Annotated in this window: 1 protein-coding gene; it reads right to left on the reverse strand. The window is 72.8% G+C overall.

Annotation, left to right across the window (positions count from 1 at the left end; translation table 11 throughout):
* Nucleotides 1–358: 358 nt before the first annotated feature.
* On the reverse strand, nt 359–1,342 hold the full coding sequence (locus FOE67_RS25415; protein ID WP_182667162.1) for an acetylxylan esterase: 984 nt from the start codon (nt 1,340–1,342) through the stop codon (nt 359–361).
* Between the last annotated feature and the right edge of the window lie 181 nt (nt 1,343–1,523).

A 1,523-nucleotide genomic window follows, 5' to 3' on the forward strand; every position in this document is an offset into this window, starting at 1 on the left:
GCCTCCCCCAGCACCCGCACCCCGCGCCCGCTGCCCGCGCCCAGGTCGACGACGGCCCCGGACCCCGGGGGCAACTCCGCGAGCACCGAGGCCACGTCGGGAGCGGCGGCCTCCCAGAAGCCGGCGATGAGAAGGTCGAGGTACTCGGCGGACCCCGCGTACGGATCGGTCATGAACAACTCCGAAAAGGTTGACGACAATGAACATCATTGTCGTCAACGGGGTGGACGTCCACCCCGGATGGGGCGGATCACGTCCCCCACCCGGTGAACCCCTCCCCACCGGGGCCCGCCCGGGAATGTCATCGGGCCCCGGGGAGCGACGCACACCGTTCCCCGGAGCCCGATGACGACACGGCTCAACGAGCCCCGGAAAGCCCCCGCTCCGCGAGCCACCGCACCTGCTCCACCGGCTGCGACGCCCAGCCGCCGGCATGGTCACCGAACTCCCACACCGTGATGTCCGACCGCTCCCCCGCCCAGCGGTTGTACGCCGCGAAGACCGTGGAGGGCGGGCAGACCGGATCCATCAGCCCCACGCTGAACAGCGCCGGCGCCGTGGCCCGGGCGGCGAAGTGGAGGCCGTCGAAGTGGTTGAGGACGTCGAACACGACCGCCGGGTCCACCCGGCGGTGCCGCCCCAGGTACCGGACCAACTCCGGGTAGGGGCCCTCCGAGGCGATCTCGGCGGAACGCCGGTAGTGGCACAGGAAGGGCACGTCGATCAGGGCCGCGGCCACCGTGTCGCGGGCCAGCCCGGCCGTCGCCAACGCCAGCCCACCGCCCTGGCTGATGCCCGAGACGATCACCCGCTCGGGATCGATGTCCGGGTGCTCGCGCACCGCGTCGACCGCCCGCACGCAGTCGGTCATCGCCCGCCGGTAGAAGTAGTGGTCGCGGTGTTCGATGCCCCGGGTCATGAACCCGTAGGTCAACTGCGGGAAGGGCACCGGATCCGGGTCCGGGGTGTCGTGCCCCTGCCCCCGGGTGTCCACCACCAATTGGGCGTAGCCCATCGCGCTCCAGAACAGGTGCTCGGTGGACAGACCGCGACCACCGCCGTACCCGATGTAGGTCACCACCACCGGCAAGGGGCGCGGCACCCCGCGCGGCATGACCAACCACGCCGCCACCGGCTGACCGCCCCAGCCGGGGAACCGCACGTCGAAGAGCTCCACCGTGGCCGGAGCGGGATCGGTGACCGGCTCGTAGATCGCGGGGGCGTCGGCCGCCCCTCGCGCCGCCTTGAGCGTGCCGGCCCAGAAGTCGTCCAGGTCGGGCGGCTCGGGCACCTCGGGACGGTACCGCCGCAGCTCCTCGAGCGGCATATCGGTCAGCGCCATGCGTGCCTCCGGTGGACATCGTGCGGGAAAGCGCTTTCAGCCGGACCCTACGACCGTCCCCACCAGCGGTCAACGCCCCGTTCACGGGCCCCGGGACAGCCGCCCCGGACTCCGCCCCGATGGGCCCCGGCCCGGCTCCGACACCCCGGTCCGCCCGGCATGCCGCCGGTCGGCCCGGGTG

The organism is Streptomyces calidiresistens, from assembly GCF_014141525.1.
Classification (GTDB): Bacteria; Actinomycetota; Actinomycetes; order Streptomycetales; family Streptomycetaceae; genus Streptomyces; species Streptomyces calidiresistens.